Consider the following 21,125-nt stretch of genomic DNA (forward strand, 5'->3'; position numbering starts at 1 on the left):
CGGAGGGCGCGGCCCCGGGACCGGCCACCGGCGACGACGCCGGCCCGCGGCGGCGTCGCAACCGCACCACGGGGTCGCTCAGCCGCCGGATGATCGGCATCGCGGCGGGCTGGATCCTGATCCTGCTCGTCGGCGGCGGCATCGCGCTGGACAGCGTGCTGGCGAGCGCGATCACCCGCAATTTCGACGACGGCCTCGAATATGTGCTGACCGCGATGGCGGCCTCGGCGGAAATCGGGCCGGAAGGCGAGGTGTTCTTCAACCGCCCGCTCGCCGACCAGCGCTTCCTCGAGCCCAACAGCGGCCTCTATTGGCAGATCAGCGGCATCGGCCATGATCATTGGCGCTCGCGCTCGCTGTGGGACCGGGCGCTGGTCGTGAAACCGCCGCACAACGACACCGAAGCGCATGTCTATGACAGCAAGGAGTTTCCCGACCAGGATCTGCGGGTGATGGAACGCGACGTCCGCCTGCCCGGATCGGACATTCTCTGGCGCTTCCAGGTCGCCGCCAGCCGCGAGACGCTCGACGCGCAGATCGGCACCTTGCGCCGGACGATGATCCGCAGCTTCGCACTGCTCGGCCTGGGCCTGATCATCCTCGCCGCGCTGCAGACGCTCTACGGCCTGTGGCCACTGCGCAAGGTGCGCCTCGCGATCGCGGCGATGCGGGCGGGGCAGGCGCAGCGCATCGACGAGGCCCTGCCCAACGAGGTGACGCCGCTCGTCGAGGAACTGAACGCGCTGCTCGAACATAATGAGAAGCAGGCGGAGGAGGCGCGGCGCCATGCCGGCAACCTCGCCCACGCGCTCAAGACGCCGCTGACGGTGATCATGAACGCCGCGACCGCGCAGTCCCCCGATCTGTCCGACACGGTGATCCGCGAGGCGACGACGATGCGCCGCCAGGTCGACCACCACCTCGCCCGCGCCCGCGCGGTCGGCCGCCGCGGCAGCGCGCACAGCCGCGCCGAGGTCTGGCCGAGCCTGCAGGCCGTCGAGCGCGCGGTCGGCCGCCTCTATCGCCATGTCCGCCTCGACATGACCGGGCCCAAGACGCTCGCCGTCCATGTCGAACGCCAGGATCTGGACGAGATGCTCGGCAACCTGATCGAGAATGCCGCAAAATACGGCGGCGGCAGCGTGTTCGTCACCGTCGGCGCGGAAGCCGGCTATGTCGAATTCCTCATCGAGGACGATGGCCGCGGCATCCCCGAGGAGGAACGCGCGCGCATCTTCGATCGCGGCGTGCGGCTGGATACGTCGAAGCCGGGCACCGGCCTCGGCATGGCGATCGTGCGCGACGTCGCCGAGATCTACGAAGGCACGATCAGCCTCGAGGAGAGCGAGGATCTCGGCGGCCTGCTGGTGCGGCTGAGGCTGCCGGCGGCGGTGTGACGGGATAGGCTGCGCCGGGAGGGGGAGGGCGCCGGCGGTGGTGCATCCGCACCACCGGGCGAGCGGCAGGAGCGGGCGGATTACGCCTTGGGCGTGACCCAGACCGAGATCGGCGCGACGACCTTGCCGGGTGCCGGCTTGCCCACATCGATGCGATCGACGGTGACACGTTCTCCGGTTTCGAGGTTGAACGAGGCCCAGGGCTTGGGGAGGCGGCCGAAGCTCATCTTCTGGAGCGGCTGGCCGGTGGCGGAGTTCATGATGGTGGTTACGACTGGCATCGGGGGCGGATAGGCGGCGGGAGTATAGCCTGTCCAGAGGCTCGGGCGCCGGACTTAAATTCGGTGGTTTCAGGGACATAATACTAAACTGGAGCGGCCGCTCGTGTGCCAGAGTTTCGTATTGTGTCCCCGAAATTTGGCAGGCTGCCGCCGCGCTGCCTTTCTCTCGCTGGCGCGTGCCCGTCATAAATTCTTCATGTCCGAACGCCACGGACGCCCCACACGCATGCGACACCAGCACGACATCGTTGCCCGTTGGGTGGCGCGCGAGATCCTGCCGCATGAGGGGCGGGTGCGGACGTGGCTTGCGCGGCACTGGCGCGGCGCGATCGACGTCGACGATGTGATGCAGGAGGCCTATTGCCGCCTCGCCGGCCTGGCCTCCGTCGACCATATCGAAAACCCGCTCGCCTATTTCCGCCGCACCGCGCACGCGGCGGCGATCGACGCGGTTCGCCATGGCAGCGCGAAAAATGTCGTCTCGATGACGGAAAACGAATGGTTCGACGTCATGGATGATAGCCCCGGTGCGGACAGGGCGTTGGAAGGCGTGCAGGAACTGGGGCGGGTGAACGCAGTGCTGGCCAATCTTTCCGAAACCTGCCGGCGCGTCATCGAGTTGCGCCGCATCGAAGGCCTGTCGCAGCGCGAGACCGCGGAGCGGCTGGGCGTGAGCGAGAATGTGGTCGAGAACAATGTCGTGCGCGGCATCCGGCGGGTGATCGGCCTGATCGCCGAACAGGATGGCGGCGGCGGCGGTGAGGGCGCGGAGAAGCGGGAGGGCGTGCGGCTTGGCAAGTTCCGTTCCCGCTGACGCGATCGACGCGCAGGCGGCGCGCTGGGCGGCACGGGCGCTCTATGGCGAGATGCCGGCCGAATTCGAGGCGTGGCTCGCCGCCGACCGGCGCCACCGCGGTGCCTATCTTCGCGCCCGCGCCAGCCTCTATGCGATCGAGGATGCGGTGCTGGCCTCGACGGGCGTGGCGGCGCCCGCGCCGGTGCCCGCCGGAAACCCGATGGCCGCCGGCAACGACGACGACGCGCCGACGCGCGCGCGCTGGCGAACCGGCCGGCATGTGCTGCTCGGCGGCGCGCTGGCGGCGTCGCTGGTGGCGCTGGTCGGGCTTGGCCTGCCGATGCTCGGTTCGCTGCAGCCGGCGCGCGAGGCCTCGGATCGCCGGCTGACATTGGCGGACGGATCGGTCGTCACCTTGGGCGAGGAGGCCCGGATCGCCTATGCGATGCGCGACGGGGTGCGCACCGTCTCGCTGACCCGCGGCGAGGCGCTGTTCCACGTCGCCAAGGATCGCGCGCACCCGTTCGTGGTTCGATCGGGCGACGTCTATGCGCAGGCGACGGGCACGGTCTATTCGGTGCGCCGCATCGGCCGCACCGGCGGCGCGGTGCGGGTGAGCGAGGGGAGCGTGCTGGTATGGGCGCGCGACGAGCGCGACCAGGCGGTGCTGCTCCACGCCGGTGACGCGCTGTCGCTCGAACCCGGCACGCCCCAGTCCCATCCGCCCGCGCTGGCGACCCCCGCACCGCCGCCCTCGCCGCCGCCGGCGCTGGCACAGATCGCGCTCGACAACGTCACGATCGAAGCCGCCGCGCGGCGCTTCAACCGGATCAACCGCACCCGCATCGAGATCGCCGATCCGGCGGTGGGGCAGATGCGCATCGTCGGCCTGTTCCGGGCCAACGATCCCGAACAGTTCGCCCGTGCGGCGGCCGCGATTGCCGGGGCGGAGGTCGAGGTCGCTGTCGACGGATCCGTCATCAAATTGAAGTGAAAGTGTCTCCGGGAATTAATGTAAATTCCCGTGACGGAAATCTGCGTTCTTTCCTGTCCTTGATCTTGAAACCAACAAGCGGGGACTGTTCATGAATTCGCGATATTATCGTGCGACCGCGGCTGTTGTCGCGGTTGCAGCCGCTATCGGCTTGCCTGCCGCCGCCCAGGCGCAGGTGCGCGCGTTCGACGTGGCGGCGCAGGATGCGGCTTCGGGGGTGAAGGAACTGGCGCGGCAGGCGGGCATCCAGATCATCGCCGCCGGCCGCGACGTCGAGGGGCGCCAGACCAATGCGGTCAAGGGCCGGCTCGAAACCCGCGCCGCATTGGAAGCCCTGATCGCCGATACCGGCCTCAGCATCCGGTCGTTCGACGGCCGCACCGCGATCCTCGCCAGCGAGGCGCGCAACGACGATAGCGCGCTGGTCGTCACCGGATCGCGCGTCGTGCGCGACGGCTATGAGGCGCCGACGCCGACCACCGTGCTCGGCGAAATGGAGATCCAGCGTTCGGCGCAGGTCAACATCGCCGAGCAGATCAACCGCCTCCCCGCGCTCGCCGGCAGCAACAATCCCCGCAACACCGCCAGCAACATCAGCGGCGGCTTCATGGGCATTTCCACGCTCAACCTGCGCAACCTCGGGGCGACCCGCACCCTGGTGCTGTTCGACAGCCAGCGGCTGCCCGCCGCATCGCTCAACGGCCTCGTCGATGCCAATTCGATCCCCAGCGCGCTGGTCAAACGGGTCGACATCGTCACGGGCGGCGCCTCCGCCGCCTGGGGTTCGGATGCGGTGGCCGGCGTCGTCAACTTCGTGCTCGACAAGGATTTCACGGGGGTGAAGGGCAATGTCCAGGGCGGCGTCACCACCTATGGCGACGATGCCAACTACAAGGTTTCGCTGAGCGCCGGCAGCGACTTCGCCGATGGCCGCGGCCATATCCTCGTCAGCGGCGAACATTGGTTCAGCGAGGGCATCGATGGCATGCCGCGGGACTGGTATCGCGGCCGCAAGACGCTGTTCAACCCGAACTACACCGCCACCAACGGGCAGCCCGAATATCTGGTGCGCGACGGCGTCGGCTACAGCACCGTCGCGCCCGGCGCGATCGTCACCACCGGCCCGCTGCGCGGCCTCTATTTCGGCCCCGGCGGTACCCCCGCCCAGCTCAATTTCGGCTCGGTGGTCAACAACCCGTTCATGGTCGGCGGCGACTGGCGCTACACCGATTTCGGCAACGGCCCGCAGGATCTCGACCCGGAAGTGTCGCACAAGAGCGCCTATACCCGGCTGAGCTACGAGGTTGCCGACACGGTCGAGCTGTTCGGCGAATTCTCCTATGTCGAGGCGCGGACCAAGACCACCGGCACGCCGATGTTCAATTTCGGCGGGCTGATCATCCAGCGCGACAATGCCTTCCTGCCCGAAGACGTGCGCCAGCGAATGGCCGCGCTCGGCGAGACCTCGCTCAACGTCGGCAGCTGGAACGCGGCGATCGGCGGCATCGTCACCGAAACGCGGCACGATCTCTATCGCTATGCGGTGGGCGCGGAGGGCAGCACCGACCTGTTCGGCACCGGCTGGACGTGGATCGTCCGCGCCAACCGCAACATCAGCAAATTCTTCAACGGCACCAACGTGCCGATCACCGCCAATTATCGCGCGGCGATCGACGCGGTGCGCGCGCCCAGCGGCGCGATCGTCTGCCGCTCGACCTTGACCAACCCGAATAATGGCTGCGTGCCGCTCAACATCCTCGGCACCGGCGTCGCCTCGGATGCGGCGCTCGATTATGTCATCGGCCATTCCTACCTCAACGCCAAGATCACGCAGGACGTGATCTCCGCGACGGTGCGCGGCGAACCGCTCTCCACCTGGGCGGGGCCGGTCTCGCTGGCGTTCGGCGCCGAGCATCGCCGCGAGAAGGAAGAGGGCGAAAGCGACGCGATGTCGCTCGTGAACAGCTATTGGGCGGGCAATTACAAGCCGATCCATGGCAGCTTCACCGTCAACGAGGCGTTCCTCGAACTGGTCGTTCCGCTGGCGGCCGAGACGCGTTTCGCCGACGCGCTCGACCTCAACGCCGCGGTGCGCGCGACCGATTACAGCACCTCGGGCTATGTCACGACGTGGAAGCTCGGCCTCACCTACGCGCCGATCCCCGACATCCGGTTCCGCGTCACCCGCTCGCGCGACATCCGCGCCGGCAACCTTTCCGAACTGTTTCTCGCCGGGCAGACCAACACGACGACATTGGTCGATCCGTTCAACAACAACCAGGCCTACACCGTCTTCCAGACCACCGTCGGCAACCCGATCGTCGATCCCGAAAAGGCGGATACGCTGAACCTCGGCGCAGTCTTCCAGCCGCGTTTCCTGCCGGGCTTCTCCGCCTCGGTCGATTATTTCGACATCGGCGTGAAGGGCGCGATCGCCACCTTGTCGTCCAGCACGATCATCAACCAGTGCTTCCAGGGCAATGCCGCGCTGTGCGACCTGATCGAGCGTGACGCCAACGGCTTCATGACCGAGATCTTCCTGCGCCCGATCAACCTCAGCCGCCAGACCGTGCGCGGGCTCGACTTCGAGGCGGGCTATCGACTGCCGCTGTCGTCGATCGCCGGCGGGCTGGGCGGGGGCAGCCTCTCGATCCGCGGTCTCGCGACGCGCTACCTCGAAGCCAGTGTCGACAACGGCATCAACCCGCCCACCTCCAGCCTCGGCGACAATAACGGCGTGCCGAAGTGGCGCTATCTGGGCGAGATCGTGCTCGAGAAAGGGCCGCTGTCCTTCTCCCTCACCGGTCGCGGCTTCAGCGACGGCGTGCTTTCGACCAGCTTCATCGAGTGCAGCAGCAACTGCCCGGCCTCGACCAGCCTCAACCGCACGATCGACGACAACCATGTCGATGGTGCCTTCTACATCGACCTGTCCGCCAGCGTCGCGCTGACCGATCAGGTCAAGCTCTACGCCGCGGTCGACAATGTCGCGAACAAGGCGCCGGCGCCCTATGCGCCAGCGGGCACCGGCATCGGCAGCGCGCAGATCGGCATCTCGCAAACCTATTACGACGTGATCGGCCGCTCCTTCCGCGCCGGCGTGCGCTTCCAGTTCTGATCGGCGGGAGGACAAGCGCATGACCATCGGGACCATCGCTGCCGGCCTGCTGGCGTTGCTCGCCGGCGCTGCCGCCACCGCCACTGGAGAGGGCACGCGGTGGTCCCGATGGAATACGCAAAATGCTGCGCAGCATGCGGTGATGCTGCCGGTCTGCACCGGCCCCTATCAGATCGCGTCCGGCGACGTGAACGGGGACGGGTTGCCTGACCTGGTCATCCCGTGCCGCGGCGAATTGCTGTCTCCGAAGCTGGCACGGCCGGCGAACGACCAGCTTACCGTCTATCTCAATCCGGGGCGCGAAGGGGCGTGGCTGCGGCGCGACTTCCCCGTCGGCTTCGGCCCCTATCATTCGGCGATCGGTGATCTCGATGGCGATGGCCGGCCGGATGTCGTCGTCCCCAACTACCAGTCCAACGACGGGCGCGACCTCGCTATCCTCTATGGCGCGAAAGACCGCGCGGCGCTGTTCGAGCCGACGAGGTTCATTCGCTTTTCCGACGACGGGCTGGTCAATGAATATGGCCTCGATGACAAGGGCGAGCCCCGCTACCCGACGCCTGGCCTGACCTCGGCGATCGTCGCCGATGTGAATGCTGACGGGCGACCGGATATCGTGACCGTCTCTTACCAGTCCAACCTGTTCTTCGTGCTGATCAACGAGGGCAATCGTCGCTTCCGGCACGTCCGCTATCCGCAGCAATCCGCACCCTATGACCAACTCCTCGGCGGCCCGCGTGACATCGCGCCCGCCGATTTCGATGGCGACGGCGTGCTCGATCTCGCCTTCTCGCTTTACGAATCCAACCTCGTCGAGGTGTGGAAGGGCGATGGCAAGGGCGGCTTCGCACCCTGGCGGCGCACACCGTCATTCGGGCGCATTCCCTATCATCTGAAGGCCGGCGACCTCGATGGCGACGGTCGCGCCGACATCGTCGTCGGCAACCGCAGCACCAGCGACAATGCGGTGGTGCTGCGCAACGATGCCGACCGCTTCACCTATGACGGCTCCTTCACCCCCCGGACCGCGAAGCGCGGCGAGGTGACCGCCGACGAGATCCGCGACGTCTATCTCCACGACCTCGATGGCGACGGCCGGCCGGATCTGGTCGCCGCGGCGCGGGAGTCCGGCAAGCTGGTCTTCTGGCGCGGCACCGGCCGGCGCGGCTTCAACCAGGCGTTCACGGACCGGCGCGTCGCCGAATTCCCCGGCAAGGGCCCGCGCGGCATCGCGGTGCTGCCGGGGGCGGTGGCGGTGATCTTCTACAACAGCAGCGAAGTGGCGATCGTCGAGACGCCCTAGATATTCGTCCTCCCCGACGCTGCGCGCCGGGGAGGACATGCATTCTAGGCCGCTTTCCGCACGTCCCCGTTCGCAACCGCCACCAGCCGCCGCGCCCATGCGCTCTCCGGCTTATGCGTGATCCGTTCGTGCGCCAGCGCCTGCGCGGTGCCGGTCATCCCCGCCGCCATCGCCGCGTGGAACGCCGTCAGCGTCAGCACGTCGCGCTGCGCATGCGAGCCGCCGAAGCGCTGAGCCGAGCCGCGCACCGCGAGGATCGCCTCGACCGCCGCGGCATGGCGCCCCTCGACATGGTCGACGAAGGCACCCGCCAGCGGTAGCCCGATGCGCGCCGCCATCACTGCATTGTCGCCGCCGCCGCCCGCGGCGCGCGCGATGTTGGCGATCAGATCCGCGGCCTCCGCCCGCCGGCCGGCGCCGAGCAGCGCCATCAGCGCGTGGAGATCGTTGAACGCATAGATGCGCTGGTCCAGCGCGCGCAGCCAGCACTCGGCCAGCGGCGCGAACCGGTCGCCCACGTCGACGCCCTCCAGCCAGAGCCGCCACAGCAGCGCGGAGGCGTCGATCCATTCCAGCATCACGTCCGCCGACGGATCGGGCCGGACCTTTTGGTCATAGAGCGTCAGCGCCGCATCATGGTCGCCGCGATCGAGGTGGAGCAGCGCGAGGTGCCACCAATTGTGATAGGCGAAGCCGTTGACCGGCGCGAGCGCCTCGGGCTGGTCGGTGAGCCAGGCAATGCCCTCCGCCGTACGCCCCAGCATCTCGTAGACATGCGCCACCGCGTGCACCGCCCAGCCGTCGCGCGGATCGCGTTCCACCGCGCGGCGACCCATCGCTTCGGCGCGGGCATAGTCGCCGCATTCTTCCAGCCCGAACGCCGCCATGCCGAGCAGCGCATGACAGGCGGGATCGCGTTCGTCCCACGCGCGCAGCGCCTGCAGCGGCGCATCACGCAGGTCGGTGGCGCGGCCGAGGTAGAAATGGCCGACATGCGCGGTTTGCAGCGCGAGCAGGTCACGCGGCGCCTCGCACGCGATCGCGGTGAAGCCGGAGACGGCGGCGCCGACGCGCCCCGCCGCCCATTCGGCGCAGGCGCCGAGCATCGCGCGGTCCCGCTCGGTGGTGGCGGCGGCCAGACCTTCGGCGATCGACCGGCGCGCCTCGGGCAGATAGGCCGCATCCTGCTGCTGCACGAGCACCGCCGCCCGCGCCGCCCACGCCGCACCGAAGCGCGGATCCTCGGTCAGCGCGGCGTCGAGCGCCGCGATCGGATCGCCATGATAGAGGCGGATCAGGTCCAGCGCCTCGTCATAACGGGCGATGGCGGTGGGCGAGGGGGTGGATATGGGGTTGCCGTAACGGTCCGTTTTCATGCTGCGCTCCGTGGAAAGCAAAGCCCCGCCGCATCGGCGGAGGGGACAGGAAAGGAGAGATCAGACAATCTCCAGCCGGCCGTTCATGCAGATCGGCTGGTTCAGATTGAAGAAATTGGGTGAGGTCTTCATCACCGCCTGGTGGATCGCCTCGAACTGCTCCGGCGTGCCATCACCGCCGATGCGAACCGTATAATCGAGCTGGCGGTAGCCGGGCGGCACGCTCTCATCGAGGCCGAGGACGCCGCGCAGGTCGAGCTGGCCCTGCGTCTCGATCTCCATCAAGTCGAGGGCGATGCCGTGGATCGCCGCCTGCGAGACATAGCCCACCGTCATGCAGGCGTTGAGCGCGGTCATCAGCAATTCCTGCGGATTGGGCGCGCTGTTGCCGCCGAGCAGTTCGGTGGGTTCGTCCGCCGCGACCTTGAAGCGGCGCGCCACCGCCTCGCCGCCCAGTTCATAGCCCTCGATCACGGTTTCGCTGCGCGTCTGCCCGGTCCAGCGCGTCTTCACGCGAAAGCGGGCGATCGCCTTGTCGGGATCGGCCTGGATCTGCGCCACCATCGCGTCGATGGCGGGAACATCGATGCCGTTGATCGGGCGGGTGGCAATCATCTGGTCGGTCATGTGCATCGTCCTCGGTGTCGATCAGAAGACTGCCCCGGCCGGGATTGGCCGATGACGGCGCTCTGCACCCGGCTCATGGGAAGCAGCGTTGGAATCGGCGTTGAAATTGTCGGGACAGCCTCGTTCTGGTAGTTTCACACGATCCGTGGAGACGAGGTGGGGCATGAAACTCCAACTGCTGGGGCCGATGGCGCTCGCCCGCGAGGGGAAGGCGGTGGCGCTGCCCGCCTCGAAGAAAACGCGTGCGCTGCTCGGCTATCTCGCCGCCGCGGGGCGCTCGGCGCGCCGTGACCGGCTGTGCACGCTGTTCTGGGACGTTCCGGACGATCCGCGTGGCGCGCTGCGCTGGAGCCTCTCCAAGCTGCGCCCGCTGGTCGACGATCCCGCCGGCCGCCGGTTGATCGCCGATCGCGACACAGTAGCGCTTGATTGCGCGCGGATCGACGTGGACTGGGCGCGGCTGCGGGACGTCGGCAGCGCGGATGTCCGCAAGCTCGACACGCCGGTGCTGGCGGCCGCCGCGGCGCTGCAGGGCGTGTTCATGGAGGGGCTGGACCTGCCGCGCTGCGATAGCTTCCAGGCATGGCTGGCGGCAATGCGCGAGGATGTGCGGCGCTGGCAGCTCACCATCCTGCGCGAACTGGTCTCACGCCCGCTCGATGCGGACGAGGCTTTGGCGCCGGCGCGGCGCTGGGCGGCGCTCGACCCCTATGACGCGCTGGCGCGCACCGCGTTGATCGGGCTGCTCGAGAAGACCGGCCGCCGCGCCGAGGCGGAGCAGCAGCGCGCCTCCGGCATCGCCCGGCTGCGCGAGGCGGACCTGCCGGTGCCAGCGGCACTGCGTGGGGGCGCCGGCGCGGGCGCGGCGGAGGACCAGGCCGCCGCGCTGCCGCCGCAGCAGATCCGCTTCTGCACCGCCAGCGACGGCACCGGCCTCGCCTATTCGGCGGTGGGAGAAGGGCCGCCGCTGGTGAAGACCGCCAACTGGCTCAACCATCTCGATCATGACTGGAACAGCCCGGTGTGGCGCCACTGGATCCGCCACTTCATCGGCTATCGTCGGCTGGTCCGCTATGACGAGCGCGGCAACGGCCTGTCGGACTGGAACGCGGCGGACATCTCGTTCGAGGCGTTCGTCGACGATCTCGAAAGCGTGGTGGACGCGGCGGGGCTGGAGCGGTTCGACCTGCTCGGCGTCTCGCAGGGCTGCAGCGTCTCGATCGCCTATGCCGTGCGCCACCCCGAACGCGTTCGCAAGCTGGTGCTCTATGGCGGCTATGCCGCCGGCTGGCGCAAGCGCGCCTCGCCCGGGGAGATCGAAAAGCGCGAGGCGATGCTGACGCTGACCCGGCAGGGCTGGGGCCAGAACAACCCTGCCTTCCGCCAGATGTTCACGACGTTGTTCTTCCCCGATGCCAGCGCGGCGGAAGCGGAATGGTTCAACGAACTGCAGCGTCTTTCGACCTCGGCCGACACCGCCGTGCGCCTGCAGATCGCCTTCGCCGATATCGACGTGCGCGATCTGCTGCGGCAGGTGACGGTGCCGACATTGGTGCTGCACGCCCGCCACGACGCGGTGATCCCCTTCATGTCCGGCCGCTCGCTGGCGGCCGGGATCGCCGGCGCCGAGTTCGTCCAGCTCGAGAGCAACAATCATCTGATCCTGGAACAGGAACCCGCCTGGCCGCGCGCGATGGAAGTGATCCGGGGGTTTCTGGGGGAATGAAGCGCAGGGGCGTGATTATCATCCTGATTTTCATGCTGCTCTTGCTGGCGCTGATGTTTCGCAGTGGTATGTTCATGTACGGGGATTGAGGATCGAGATTTGAGAGGAGCCGCCGCCGCGCTCCCTCGCCCCTACGGGGAGAGGGGGAGTCGCGCGACGCGTAGAGGTTCGGAGGGTGCGGCACCGCTGCTTTACCGGCTTTTTCGGAGCGAACCGTTCGGAACCCGTACGCTGGGCGCGACTGCCCCCTCTCCCTGGTCCGCTACGCGGACCTGTCCCTCTCCCCGTAGGGGCGAGGGGCCAAGACCGCGTGCGTGAATGCGTAGGGAGGACGCTGTTACCCTCAATGCCCCAGCGCCATCCACGCCGCCATCGCGATCATCATCAGATTCTCGGTCAGTGACAGCGCCCCCAGCGGCACGTTGCTCGATCCGCCGACGCAGGCGCATTTCAGTTCGCGCCGGTCGATATAGACCGCCTTCACCACCGAGACCGCGCCGACCGTGCCGATGAACAAAGCCACCGGGATCGAGACCCCGTTCAGCGCGCCGGCCACCATCAGCACGCCCGCCAGCCCCTCGGCGAAGGGGTAGATATAGGAATAGGGCACCCAGCGCTTCGCCAGCAGGTCGTAGTTCAGGAACATCGTCGCGAAACTCTCGACATTCTGCAGCTTGAGCAGCGCCAGCACGACCATCGAGAAGCCGATGAACCATTCCCCCGCGCGCAGCGTCAGCATCTCGCCAGAGACCGCGTAGCTCGCCGCCAGCGCCATCAGCGCCGTCATCGCGAACAAGGCGGCGACCGGGCGATAGCTGGCCGCCCCGGGATCGGCCACGCGCTTGCCGAGGAAGCGGCGCAGATCGTCATGCCCGCCGATACGCCGGCCATCGATGAAGATCTGCGGCGTCGTCGCCACCTGGTGCGCGGCCTTGAACGCGTCGGTCTCGGCGCGGCTGGTCAGCGGATGATCTTCGACCGCATAGCCGGCGCCGCGCAGCAAATGCCTGGCCTTCAGCCCATAGGGGCAAGTGTGCGTCGGCATCTCCATGCGATACAGTTCGGCGCGCTTCGCGACGCTGGCCATGATCGGTCTCCATCAAGCATAGGCCACCCAGATGGGGCCCGTACCACAGTACGGTTCAAGGGGCGGTTGCGATTGTGTCGGCACATCCCTAGCTTCCGTACCATGATACGGAGTCAAGGGCCGGCCGCGCTGACCATCGGCGCCTTCGCCGCGGCGGGCGGCGTGGGGGTGGAGACGGTGCGTTTCTACCAGCGCAAGGGGCTTCTGCGGGTACCGGACGCAGGCGCGGGCGTGCGCCGCTACGGCCTGGAGGATGTGCGGCGTCTTCGCTTCATCCGGCAGGCGCAGGCGGCCGGCTTCACGCTGGCCGAGATCGGCGAACTGCTCGAACTGGATGCGGGCGAGGATCGCGCGCGGGCGCACGCGCTGGCCGAAGCGCGGGTGGCGGCGCTCGACCTGCGCATCGCCGAACTGCAGCAGGCACGCGACGCGCTCGCCCGGCTCGCCGATCGCTGCGGGCGGGGCGGCGCCGGTCCCTGCCCGATCCTCGCCTCGTTCGACGGCCACGCGCCGCCCGAAGGCTGATTGGCGCTCCGCTGCTGCCGTGCCACAAAGCGGGGGCAACAGGCGGAGAGCGGATGTGATGAAGGCGATGGGTGCGGCGGTGTTCGCGATGCTGGCGGCGGTTCCGGTCATGGCGCAGCCCGGGCCGGGCGAGCGCGTCGGGCTGTTCGCCGATCCCTGCGCCGAACTGCCGCCGCAGCCCGCGATCGTCGCCGCCTATTCGGCGCGGGCCACGCAGGCGCGCGCGGCCAAGGCCGCGGTCCCGCCCCGCACGGCCGAGGAAGAGACGGCGTTTCGGGATTGGCAGAAGCAGGTCCGCCTCGCCGATTTCGCGGCGCTGTGCCGCTACCGCGCGGAGAATGCGGCGCTGCCCGCGGCCTCGCCCGCGCGCATCGTCTTCATGGGCGATTCGATCACCGAGGGCTGGCTGCGCGAGCGGCCTTCATGGTTCGCCGGCAAGGACCGGATCGATCGCGGCATCAGCGGCCAGACGACGGCGCAGATGCTGCTGCGCTTCCCGGCGGACGTGGTTGCGCTGAAACCGAAGCTCGTCCACATCCTCGCCGGCACCAACGATGTCGCCGGCAATACCGGGCCGACCAGCCAGGTCGACATCCGCAACAACATCACCGCGATGGTCGATCTCGCCGAGGCCAACGACATCCGCGTGGTGATCGGCACGGTGCTGCCGGCGCGGCATTATTTCTGGCGGCCGGAGGTCGATCCGGTCCCCGGCATCGCCGACCTGAATGCCTGGATCCGTGGCTTCGCGCGCGCCCGCAAGCTCGTGCTGGTCGACTATTTCGCCGCGATGGACGATGGCCGCAGCGGGCTCTCCGCGGCGGACGCGACGGACGGCGTCCATCCCACCCCTGCGGGCTATGCGAAGATGGAGGCGCTGGCCGCGCCGGCGATCGCGCAAGGACTCGCCGCGCCGCGATGATCAACGTACTCCGCATCGCATTGTCGGCACTGGCGCTGGTCGCGTGCACCGAGGCGCCGAAGGACGCCGCGGTCTACACCCGGCCGCTCGCCGAATGGCGCGCCACCGGCATTGCTGCGCAGACGCGTCCGCTGCCCGATGGCCGCACCTTGCAATGGCCCGATGCCGATCCGGTGATGTGCCATGCCGCGTCGAGCCGGGGCCCGATCTGGAGCAGTTGTTCGCTGCGCTTCCTGCGCACCGACGGGCGGCTGATCGGCTTCGACATCGGCTACCACCCGCAGGCCGCATCGGCAGTCTTCGAGCTCGAGCCCGGCAGCTATGAAGGCGCCTTCCGCATTGCGCGGGGCTATCCCGATCAATGGCCGGAGCAACCCGACATGGTCGATCCGGACAGCGACAAGCCTTACGCCGGGCGGGTGCGCGGGCGGCTGGGCGGCACCGTCGATGGCCATCGCTATTGGGCGGGCTGCTGGCACCACACCGATGGCTATCCTTTCCCCTATGGCTGCATATTGGCGATCGACCATGGCCGGAACGGTTCGTCCTACACCGATCTGGAAGCGGGCGAGCCGCCTGGGAACGGCAGCTACAGGCTGGATCGAACGAAGATCGAACGACTGGTGCGGATGCATGTCGCGATCCGCAACGCGTTCGAGCGACGCTGAATATCGTAATTCACGCGCAAACCCGCTCCGTCCGTGCGCGCAGCCGCCAGTTCAGCAGATGCCCCGCGACCAGCAGCAGGCTTCCCGCCACCGTCACCCAGCGTTGGGCATCCTCCGGCAGCACCGGTAGCAACCCCATGACCAGCCCCGCAACGCCCACCACCCCGAACAGGGCCGGCAGCGGCGCGCGGTGGCGGCGGTGGCCGAGCCAGAAGGCGGCAAGCGCCGAAGGGACGACGAGCAGCAGCGCCACCGCGTGGAACGCCTCCGACTGCGCGAACAGGCCGATCGCCGCGGGCAGCACCATCAGCATCAGCGGCAGCGCCAGGCAGTGGACGAGGCACAGCAGCGAGGCCGAGACGGCGGCACCTTCGACGAGATCGGTGCGCCGGTCGGCAGCGACCGGGCGGCTTTGGGCATGCGGCATGAGCGGGGAGGGTTCCTGCGATTATGATACAAGATATCATTTAGGTAGCGGAGGCATCAGCGGAAGGGGCGCCATGAAAAATTACGGTGGGTGCGGCCATGATTGCGCTGCCATGGCGATATCTCCATCGCATGGCTGATCGCGCATTTCGGCATTGGTTGGCGCGATATGTCGCGCTATGCGTAATCGAAACCAGGAGAGGGTGATGATGCTCAGCTACGCCACGATCGGCTCCGACGATCTCGAAAAGTCGGTTCCCTTCTTCTCGGCGCTGCTGGAGACGCAGGGCGCCACGAAGGTTTTCGACCATCCGCGCGGCGGCGCGATGTTCGGCAAAGATGGCAAATTGCTGCTCGGCGTGCTCACCCCGTTCGACCGCGCGACGGCGAGCGCCGGCAATGGCGCGATGCTCGCATTCGACATGCCCAGCCGCGAGGCGGTCGATGCGTTTCACGCCAAGGCGATCGAGCTCGGCGGCACCTGCGAAGGCGCGCCGGCCGAGCGCGGCCCCGGCTTCTACATGGCCTATTTCCGCGATCTCGACGGCAACAAATTCTGCGCCTGCCGCTTCGGCTGAACACGGGTCACCCCGCTACGGCCTGCCCCTCGGCGGGATAGCGCCGCCAGAGCCCGCCGGCGAGCATCGCATCGAACGCGGTGTCGCCGAAGCGGGCACGCAGCAGCGATTCGACCGGCGTGATGAGGCCGGCAGCGGCGCCCGCGATCAGTACGGGGGTGCCATCGTCGATCCGCGCCGCGAGATGATGCGCGATGTCGACGCAGGCGGCCTGTGCGTCGGTGGTGCGGATGCGCGCGACGCGGCGGGGCGGCAGATCCTCGCCCAGCGCGCGATCGAGCAGCACGGGATCGACCGTCGTCGCGATCGCCGGCGTGGGCAGGCCGCGCACGGCGCGATCGCGCAGGATCGCGCGGAGTGTGGCGAGGCCGTCGATGTCGCAGGCAATGGTAAGCGCGGGGTCGGTGGTGCGTGGCGTGGCGGTGTCGGCGATGCGCAGGTCGGCGTCGCCGCTGCCGAGCAGGTGGCGCATGACCGTCGCGACGGCAGGGCTCTGCTGCGCGGGGCGATGGACGAGGATCAGGTCAAGCGCGCCGTCCGTTGCGATCGACGCGATCGGCAGGCGGATGGTGGGGCGAGGCGGGGCACGCCAGGCAAAGCCGGACGGGAGCAGGGCTGCGGCGACATGCGGGGCGACGACGATGCCGCCGGCGATGGGGAGGGTGATGGGAACCAAGTCCCCCGCCCATTTGCCTTTCCCCTGACAGCTCCTCTCCCGGCTCCTCCCGCGCGCGGGCGGGGAGAGGTATGTGATTTCCGCCATGGCGCCCGCCTTCCACTGCGGCAGGTCCGCCTCCGGCGGCGTGAAGCGCAGCGCGCAGACCATCGCCTCGGCCGTCCGGTCGAGGATGATCCGCTGTTCCAGCCGCCAGCGGTGGAAGCGGCCATCGTCGAAGCGGAGGGGCATGCGGGCACCGGCGAGGGGCGGGCGGATCGGGCTGTAATGGGTCATGCCGCGATGCTTGCCCGCCGGTCTTTCGCTGGGATTGCCGGATGTGTCTCCGGCTTTGCCGGTCAGAACTGCGTGCCGATGTTGAAGGTGAACAGCCGCGTATCGTCGCCCTTCTGCTTGAGCAGCGCCTTGGCGATGTCGATCCGGAACGGGCCGAAGGGGGAGTTCCAGTTGACCCCGAACCCCACCGACAGCCGCGGCTTCCAGGTGTCGCCCAGAAACTCCTCGTAGAAGGGGGAGATGGTGTTGCGCGCCGCGGCATTGGCGACATCGCCGACGCAGCTGCTGGAGACGATCTGGCCGGTCGCGCAGGTGGTGTAGCTGCCCGCATTCACCTGCCCCACCGGGATCGTGTAGAGCAACTGCCCGGCGGTGTCGGTGAGCTGGCCGATGTCGCGTGCGTCGGGGGTCCCGTCGCCGTCGAGGTCCGGGAAAGTCTCCAGCGTCGGTGTCTTCACGCCGAACACCGATCCGACCACCGCGAAGATCGACGGACGCAGCCCAAGCTCGCGCGCGCCGGAACCCAGCGGAATCTCGATCTCGGCGCGGGCGAGATAATAATAGCGGCCGCCGAGCGAATCGTCGCTGCTGTTGGACGAGACGAGGTCGGTGGGATCGGTGGTCGAGGTGTCATAGGCGCGGCGGATCACGCGCGGGCCGATGCCGCGAATGTCGAAGCCGGGGAATTGCGGCTGGCCGAGGAAGAAGCGGTCGGTCAATCGCACCGCATCGCTGCCCGCGCTGCTGCTGGTCTGCAGCGGGATGATCGCGCCGCCCTCCGCCTTCAGCGATCCGATGAAGCCGGCGCCGATATTGGTATAGGTCGCCGCCTCGGCGCGGGTTTTCAGGTAGCGCACGGATCCGCCGAGCCCCGCGAAATCCTGGCTCAGCACCGCACGCTGGCCGCCGGTCGGGCGGACGCGGTTGTTCAGCGTGTCGTAGACCAGGCTGTAGCCGATCGACGAGGTCGTGCGGTTGCCCACCGCATCGCAGAGATAGCGGCCGGCGAGCAGCGGGCTGCATGCGCCGTTGATGTAATAGCTGTTCCTGTTGAGGCTGACATCGTCGATGCTGAAGGTGTAGCGCGCCGCCAGCGAGACGAATTCGGTGATCGGCACGCCCGCGCGCAGCTGGAAGCCGGTCGAGACCTGCTGGTAGGTCGTGTTGCGATCATTATCGTTGATATAGTTGAACGAGCTATAGTCGCGACGGAAGATGTCGCCGCCCACCGCGATCGTCCTGTCGAACAGATAGGGCTCGGTGAAGCCCAGTTCGACCGACTTGGAATAGCTCGAAAGGCTGGCGCTCGCGCGCAATTCCTGCCCCTTGCCGCGGAAGTTGCGCTGGCGGATCGAGGCGGAGGCGATGAAGGATTCGAGCGAGGAGAAGCCCGCCGAGAGCTGGAGTTCGCCGGTCGACTTCTCCTCGACATTGGTCTCGAGGATGATGCGGTCGGGCGCCGAGCCCTGCTTCTGCTCGACCTCGAGATTCTCCTGGAAGAAGCCCAGCGACTTGATGCGGTCGGTCGAGCGCTTGACGAGGAAGCTGTTGAACGCGTCGCCTTCCGCCAGGCGGAATTCGCGGCGGATCACCTTGTCCTGCGTCAGCGTGTTGCCGTTGATATCGATCCGCTCGACATAGACGCGCGGCGCCTCGCCGATGCGGAAGGTGATGTCCATCGTCAACGCGTCCTTGTCGCGGTTGAACTCGGGACTCACCTCGGCAAAGGCATAGCCGAACAGGCCGGCGCTCTCGGTCAACGACTCGACCGTGTCCTCGACCAGCTTGGCGTTGTACCAGTCGCCCTTCTTCATCGAGACCTTGCCGATAGTGTTCGGCTTGAAGTCACGGATGTCGCTCTCGACCTTCACCCCGCCGAACTTGTAGCGCTCCCCTTCCTCGACCACGTAGGTGATGATGAAGTCGCGCTTGTCCGGCGTCAGTTCGGCGACCGCGGAGACGACGCGGAAATCGGCATAGCCCTCGGTCAGATAGAATTGCCGCAGCTTCGCCTGGTCATAGGCGAGGCGATCGGGATCATAGCTGTCCGACGAGGAGAAGAAGCGGAAGAAGCGCGACTGCTTGGTCGCCATCTCCGAGCGCAGCGCGCCGTCGTCGAACGCCTCGTTGCCGATGATGTTGATCTGGCGGACCTTGGATTTGGCCCCCTCGGTGATCTCGAAGATGATGTCGACGCGGTTCTGGTCGAGCGACACCATCTTGGGCTCGACGGTCGCGGCGAAGCGGCCCTGGCGGCGGTAGAGCTCGATGATGCGCGCGACGTCGGCGCGAACCTTGGAGCGGGTGAAAATCTGGCGCGGCGCAAGACGGATCTCGGGCCGGATCTTGTCTTCCTTCAGCCGCTTGTTGCCCTCGAGCACGATGCGGTTGATGACCGGGCTTTCGCGCACGGCGATGACGATATCGCCGGTGTCGCCGCCGGTGATCCGCACGTCGGCGAACAATTCGGTGGCGTAGAGATCCTTCAGCGCCTGGTCGAGCGTCTCGGTGGTGTAGGGCGCGCCGGGGCGAAGCTGGATGTAGGAGCGGACGGTTTCCGGCTCCAGCCGCTGGTTGCCGGTGACGTTGATCGACTTGATGTCGCCGAGCGATTTGGCCGGTGTCGGCGCGGCCGGCGTATCCGGCGGGGCAGGGGCCTGGGCGGCGGCGGTTCGGGGGGTGCCGGCGAAGGCGGCGCCGACGCAGAGCGCCAGGGCCATGTCGCTGCGCCAGCGGCGGCGGGGAAGACGGATCGCGTATGACGGGGGCATGCGCACAGAATGTCGCTGCGGCGTGTCCCGGATGTTTCCATCTCAAAGCGGAGCGATCTGTCATCAAGGCTGCCGTGCGATGCTGCTATTTCTCAATGCGTTATCGCGGGAGAGGCGGGATGAGTCGGAACGTTGGGCATCTCATGGCGGCGCTGCTCGGCCTGTTTTTGGCCGCATGCGTGCATGGGCCGAAGGATGTGTCTGCGACGATGGGACGTGCGGATTCCTATTGGCGTCTTGAGTCGATCGACGGCGAAAAGGCGCCGGCGCAACGCGTGCCCCCTGTCATCCTTCGCTTCGGTAAGGATGGCACGTTCCATGGCACCGCCGCCTGCAACAGCGTCGGCGGCGCGGCGCGGTGGCATCCCGATGGCCGTTTCAGCGGGCTCGATCAGCCGTTGATCACGACCACGGCCGGGTGCCTGGACTTGGACGCGGCCTTGGCGTTTGCCGAGCGCTTCTGGAGCAACATGCCATCGGCCAGCGGGTGGCGCCAGGAGCGTGGCATGATCATCATCTCGCTCGGCAATGGCAGCACCGCCGTTTTCAGGCCGCATCCCAACCGCTTTCGCGGCACCGTGCTTGGCCGCAGGCGGTTCAGATAGGCACCGCATCCACCCGCTTCTCGGGCCGGATGTAGACCGAGGTGAGCTGCGGCACGGCGTGCTTCAGCTCGCTCTCGATCTCCTCGATCAGCGCTTCGCCGGCGCCCATCGGCAGCGCGGCGTCGAATTCGGCGCTGATCGCGACGAAGATCGCGTCGGGTGCGGTGTGGATCGTGCGGACGTGATTGACGAAGCGGATCTCGCTGTGGCGATCCATGATCGCATGGATGCGCGCGATCAGCGCGGGGTCCGCGCTCTCGCCGATCAGCAGCCCCTTGGATTCGCGCGCGAGCAGGGTGGCGACCGCCGCCAGGATCAGCCCGATCAGCACGGAGGCGACCCCGTCGATGCGCGGATCGTTGAAAAAATGGCTGGCCCACACGCCGGCCGCGGCGATGCCGAGCCCGGCCAGCGCCGCACTGTCCTCGAACAGGACGATGAACCCTGCCGGATCCTTCGATCCGCGGATCGCCCGCCACCAGCCGGTGTCGCCGCGCCCGGCGTTGAACTCGCGTACCGCGATCGCCCAGGACGTTCCTTCGAGCAGCACGGCGATGCCGAGGACGATATAGTTGACCAGCGGGTCGCCGAGCGGTTCGGGCGTGCGGATGTGCCGCCAGCCCTCATAGATCGACACGCCGGCGCCCACCGCGAAGATCAGGATGGCGACGACGAACGCCCAGAAATAGAGTTCGCGGCCATAGCCGAATGGGTGGGCCGCATCGGGGCTGCGCCGCGCCCGCCGCTGGCCGTGGAGCAGCAGCAACTGGTTGCCGCTGTCGACCAGCGAATGGACGCCCTCGGTCAGCATCGAGGAGGATCCGCTGATCGCCGCCGCGGCGAACTTGGCGACCGCGATGCCGAGATTGGCCGCCAGCGCGCCATAGAGCACGATGTTGGATTTGAGGCCGCCATCCGCCTTCATTCGCCGTCCCCTTTTGCCGTGCCCGTCTCAACCCTCGTGCAACGGCGT

Annotated in this window: 19 protein-coding genes; 11 read left to right on the top strand and 8 right to left on the bottom strand. The window is 67.9% G+C overall.

Translation table 11 applies throughout. The features are described 5' to 3' along the window. Window positions 1-89: 89 nt before the first annotated feature. Complete coding sequence (locus NX02_RS26585; protein ID WP_025295203.1) at window positions 90-1,397, top strand: sensor histidine kinase; 1,308 nt, start codon at window positions 90-92, stop codon at window positions 1,395-1,397. Window positions 1,398-1,477: 80 nt separating this feature from the next. Here NX02_RS26585 and NX02_RS26590 read toward each other — a convergent pair whose 3' ends face one another. Then, window positions 1,478-1,678: a hypothetical protein gene (locus NX02_RS26590; RefSeq protein ID WP_025295204.1), complete on the bottom strand. Its 201-nt coding sequence runs from the start codon at window positions 1,676-1,678 to the stop codon at window positions 1,478-1,480. A gap of 226 nt (window positions 1,679-1,904) precedes the next feature. On the opposite strand from NX02_RS26590, the gene NX02_RS26595 reads away from it, so the two are divergent. From NX02_RS26595 to NX02_RS26610, 4 genes are all read left to right on the top strand, one after another. After that, on the top strand, window positions 1,905-2,492 hold the full coding sequence (locus NX02_RS26595) for an RNA polymerase sigma factor (protein ID WP_025295205.1): 588 nt from the start codon (window positions 1,905-1,907) through the stop codon (window positions 2,490-2,492). Further along, entirely contained in the window at window positions 2,470-3,468 is a 999-nt protein-coding gene (locus NX02_RS26600) for a FecR family protein (protein WP_025295206.1), read from the top strand. The genes NX02_RS26595 and NX02_RS26600 overlap by 23 nt, the downstream gene beginning before the upstream one ends. Before the next feature lie 91 nt (window positions 3,469-3,559). Then, the gene (locus NX02_RS26605) at window positions 3,560-6,586 is read left to right on the top strand and encodes a TonB-dependent receptor (protein ID WP_025295207.1); all 3,027 of its coding nucleotides are present in this window, start codon (window positions 3,560-3,562) and stop codon (window positions 6,584-6,586) included. Between the two features lie 19 nt (window positions 6,587-6,605). Beyond that, window positions 6,606-7,889 carry an FG-GAP repeat domain-containing protein gene (locus NX02_RS26610; RefSeq protein ID WP_025295208.1) on the top strand — a complete coding sequence of 428 codons (1,284 nt, stop codon included), beginning with the start codon at window positions 6,606-6,608 and terminating at the stop codon, window positions 7,887-7,889. Between the two features lie 44 nt (window positions 7,890-7,933). Here NX02_RS26610 and NX02_RS26615 read toward each other — a convergent pair whose 3' ends face one another. Then, on the bottom strand, window positions 7,934-9,265 hold the full coding sequence (locus tag NX02_RS26615; RefSeq protein WP_025295209.1) for a tetratricopeptide repeat protein: 1,332 nt from the start codon (window positions 9,263-9,265) through the stop codon (window positions 7,934-7,936). 60 nt (window positions 9,266-9,325) lie between these two features. Then, a complete protein-coding gene (locus tag NX02_RS26620) occupies window positions 9,326-9,892 on the bottom strand; it encodes an OsmC family protein (protein ID WP_211258258.1) in 567 nt (188 codons plus the stop codon). 163 nt (window positions 9,893-10,055) lie between these two features. Between NX02_RS26620 and NX02_RS26625 the strand changes: the two genes are divergently transcribed. Further along, window positions 10,056-11,618, top strand: coding sequence for a bifunctional AfsR/SARP family transcriptional regulator/alpha/beta hydrolase (locus tag NX02_RS26625; RefSeq protein WP_039996858.1), 1,563 nt, complete (start codon window positions 10,056-10,058; stop codon window positions 11,616-11,618). A 343-nt stretch (window positions 11,619-11,961) separates the two neighbouring features. Here the strand turns inward: NX02_RS26625 and NX02_RS26630 are convergent, their stop codons facing one another. After that, window positions 11,962-12,705 (bottom strand): MauE/DoxX family redox-associated membrane protein, encoded by a 744-nt coding sequence (locus tag NX02_RS26630; RefSeq protein ID WP_025295211.1) that lies wholly within the window; start codon window positions 12,703-12,705, stop codon window positions 11,962-11,964. 102 nt (window positions 12,706-12,807) lie between these two features. Here NX02_RS26630 and NX02_RS26635 point away from each other — a divergent pair, with 102 nt between their 5' ends. Genes NX02_RS26635 through NX02_RS26645 form a run of 3 tightly spaced genes read left to right on the top strand, consistent with a single transcriptional unit; the run spans window position 12,808 to window position 14,820 of the window. Continuing rightward, complete coding sequence (locus NX02_RS26635) at window positions 12,808-13,230, top strand: MerR family transcriptional regulator (RefSeq protein WP_025295212.1); 423 nt, start codon at window positions 12,808-12,810, stop codon at window positions 13,228-13,230. Window positions 13,231-13,288: 58 nt separating this feature from the next. Continuing rightward, window positions 13,289-14,152 carry an SGNH/GDSL hydrolase family protein gene (locus NX02_RS26640; protein ID WP_025295213.1) on the top strand — a complete coding sequence of 288 codons (864 nt, stop codon included), beginning with the start codon at window positions 13,289-13,291 and terminating at the stop codon, window positions 14,150-14,152. Further along, entirely contained in the window at window positions 14,149-14,820 is a 672-nt protein-coding gene (locus tag NX02_RS26645) for a hypothetical protein (RefSeq protein WP_025295214.1), read from the top strand. Before NX02_RS26640 ends, NX02_RS26645 begins: the two co-directional genes overlap by 4 nt. A 10-nt stretch (window positions 14,821-14,830) precedes the next feature. On the opposite strand, the gene NX02_RS26650 is transcribed toward NX02_RS26645, so the two are convergent. Beyond that, a complete protein-coding gene (locus NX02_RS26650) occupies window positions 14,831-15,247 on the bottom strand; it encodes a MerC domain-containing protein (RefSeq protein WP_025295215.1) in 417 nt (138 codons plus the stop codon). Window positions 15,248-15,452: 205 nt separating this feature from the next. Here NX02_RS26650 and NX02_RS26655 point away from each other — a divergent pair, with 205 nt between their 5' ends. Beyond that, window positions 15,453-15,824: a VOC family protein gene (locus NX02_RS26655; protein ID WP_039996859.1), complete on the top strand. Its 372-nt coding sequence runs from the start codon at window positions 15,453-15,455 to the stop codon at window positions 15,822-15,824. A 7-nt stretch (window positions 15,825-15,831) separates the two neighbouring features. Here the strand turns inward: NX02_RS26655 and NX02_RS26660 are convergent, their stop codons facing one another. Next, window positions 15,832-16,776 (bottom strand): hypothetical protein, encoded by a 945-nt coding sequence (locus NX02_RS26660; protein WP_025295217.1) that lies wholly within the window; start codon window positions 16,774-16,776, stop codon window positions 15,832-15,834. Window positions 16,777-16,838: 62 nt separating this feature from the next. Beyond that, window positions 16,839-19,496, bottom strand: a complete 2,658-nt coding sequence (bamA, locus tag NX02_RS26665) for an outer membrane protein assembly factor BamA (RefSeq protein ID WP_025295218.1) — start codon at window positions 19,494-19,496, stop codon at window positions 16,839-16,841. Between the two features lie 194 nt (window positions 19,497-19,690). On the opposite strand from bamA, the gene NX02_RS31020 reads away from it, so the two are divergent. Beyond that, a complete protein-coding gene (locus NX02_RS31020) occupies window positions 19,691-20,152 on the top strand; it encodes an META domain-containing protein (protein WP_025295219.1) in 462 nt (153 codons plus the stop codon). On the opposite strand, the gene NX02_RS26675 is transcribed toward NX02_RS31020, so the two are convergent. Continuing rightward, window positions 20,145-21,077, bottom strand: coding sequence for a cation diffusion facilitator family transporter (locus NX02_RS26675; protein ID WP_025295220.1), 933 nt, complete (start codon window positions 21,075-21,077; stop codon window positions 20,145-20,147). The two genes, NX02_RS31020 and NX02_RS26675, sit on opposite strands and share 8 nt — an antisense overlap. Window positions 21,078-21,125: the final 48 nt, after the last annotated feature.

Origin of the sequence: Sphingomonas sanxanigenens DSM 19645 = NX02 (assembly GCF_000512205.2) — a bacterium.
Classification (GTDB): domain Bacteria; phylum Pseudomonadota; class Alphaproteobacteria; order Sphingomonadales; family Sphingomonadaceae; genus Sphingomonas_D; species Sphingomonas_D sanxanigenens.

Bases quoted from the DNA above. Each gene is read 5' to 3' on its own strand.
- NX02_RS26585 (WP_025295203.1), top strand. From the start codon at position 90: ATGATCGGCATCGCGGCGGGCTGGATCCTGATCCTGCTCGTCGGCGGC.
- NX02_RS26590 (WP_025295204.1), bottom strand. From the start codon at position 1,678: ATGCCAGTCGTAACCACCATCATGAACTCCGCCACCGGCCAGCCGCTC.
- NX02_RS26595 (WP_025295205.1), top strand. From the start codon at position 1,905: ATGCGACACCAGCACGACATCGTTGCCCGTTGGGTGGCGCGCGAGATC.
- NX02_RS26605 (WP_025295207.1), top strand. From the start codon at position 3,560: ATGAATTCGCGATATTATCGTGCGACCGCGGCTGTTGTCGCGGTTGCA.
- NX02_RS26610 (WP_025295208.1), top strand. From the start codon at position 6,606: ATGACCATCGGGACCATCGCTGCCGGCCTGCTGGCGTTGCTCGCCGGC.
- NX02_RS26615 (WP_025295209.1), bottom strand. From the start codon at position 9,265: ATGAAAACGGACCGTTACGGCAACCCCATATCCACCCCCTCGCCCACC.
- NX02_RS26620 (WP_211258258.1), bottom strand. From the start codon at position 9,892: ATGACCGACCAGATGATTGCCACCCGCCCGATCAACGGCATCGATGTT.
- NX02_RS26625 (WP_039996858.1), top strand. From the start codon at position 10,056: ATGAAACTCCAACTGCTGGGGCCGATGGCGCTCGCCCGCGAGGGGAAG.
- NX02_RS26630 (WP_025295211.1), bottom strand. From the start codon at position 12,705: ATGGCCAGCGTCGCGAAGCGCGCCGAACTGTATCGCATGGAGATGCCG.
- NX02_RS26635 (WP_025295212.1), top strand. From the start codon at position 12,808: ATGATACGGAGTCAAGGGCCGGCCGCGCTGACCATCGGCGCCTTCGCC.
- NX02_RS26640 (WP_025295213.1), top strand. From the start codon at position 13,289: ATGAAGGCGATGGGTGCGGCGGTGTTCGCGATGCTGGCGGCGGTTCCG.
- NX02_RS26645 (WP_025295214.1), top strand. From the start codon at position 14,149: ATGATCAACGTACTCCGCATCGCATTGTCGGCACTGGCGCTGGTCGCG.
- NX02_RS26650 (WP_025295215.1), bottom strand. From the start codon at position 15,247: ATGCCGCATGCCCAAAGCCGCCCGGTCGCTGCCGACCGGCGCACCGAT.
- NX02_RS26655 (WP_039996859.1), top strand. From the start codon at position 15,453: ATGATGCTCAGCTACGCCACGATCGGCTCCGACGATCTCGAAAAGTCG.
- NX02_RS26660 (WP_025295217.1), bottom strand. From the start codon at position 16,776: ATGACCCATTACAGCCCGATCCGCCCGCCCCTCGCCGGTGCCCGCATG.
- bamA (WP_025295218.1), bottom strand. From the start codon at position 19,496: ATGGCCCTGGCGCTCTGCGTCGGCGCCGCCTTCGCCGGCACCCCCCGA.
- NX02_RS31020 (WP_025295219.1), top strand. From the start codon at position 19,691: ATGGCGGCGCTGCTCGGCCTGTTTTTGGCCGCATGCGTGCATGGGCCG.
- NX02_RS26675 (WP_025295220.1), bottom strand. From the start codon at position 21,077: ATGAAGGCGGATGGCGGCCTCAAATCCAACATCGTGCTCTATGGCGCG.